General features: G+C 58.7%; 1 protein-coding gene. It reads left to right on the top strand.

The genetic code is table 11. The features are described from left to right. Positions 1-223: 223 nt before the first annotated feature. Positions 224-538 carry a DUF3077 domain-containing protein gene (locus B0W55_RS29395; protein ID WP_077049387.1) on the top strand — a complete coding sequence of 105 codons (315 nt, stop codon included), beginning with the start codon at positions 224-226 and terminating at the stop codon, positions 536-538. The last annotated feature ends 131 nt before the right edge of the window (positions 539-669 follow it).

Below are 669 nucleotides of genomic sequence, written 5' to 3'. Positions count from 1 at the left end.
TTCAGCGATCGGGCTTGGAAACCCGTCGGATCTAAGCGCAACAGCAGCTCAACCCTGATTCCAGACGTTTTTACGACTGCGAAACAAGTGTTATGGCAGCTGTGCGTGGGACGCTTTCGGGCGTGCCGGTTTCCTTGATCCCCGGTTTTCCAACCCGCGTACAGCTGCCACCCATTCGCTTGGAAACGAACGTGGCGGCTCTCTTGGATTAAGGAGTGACACCATGACCCACACCGATTCCCCGTCATCTACAGAACTAAAAACCATCGGCTTCACCCCCTTCCTGTACCTCTCGAACCAACCCCTGTTCCACGTCTGCCGCGACGTCCCCCTCACCGACGCCCTGGCACAAGCCTCCGACCTGCTGTACCTCGCAAAATCCCTGACCGTGGACGCCGCCTACACCTCAAACAACGACCGCCACGCCTGGGCCGCTCATTACCTGACCGCGATGAGCAAAGCCGTGATCGATGACGTGGCGAAGGTGTTGGAGCGAGAGCGCGATCTCAAACACAGAAAAGCCAACCAACAACAATGACCCACCCCCTGTAGGAGCGAGCATGCTCGCGATGAACCTGAGAACCCCGCGGGGCATCAGGCACCCAGCGTTATCGTTCACCGCCATCGCGAGCAAGCTCGCTCCTACAGGGAAAGCGCGTACAACCACCC

It is taken from the genome of Pseudomonas sp. KK4 (assembly GCF_001984065.1).
GTDB lineage: Bacteria > Pseudomonadota > Gammaproteobacteria > Pseudomonadales > Pseudomonadaceae > Aquipseudomonas.
The sequence above is the reverse complement of the archived record's forward strand: the minus strand, read 5'-3'. Positions and strand labels throughout refer to the sequence as shown.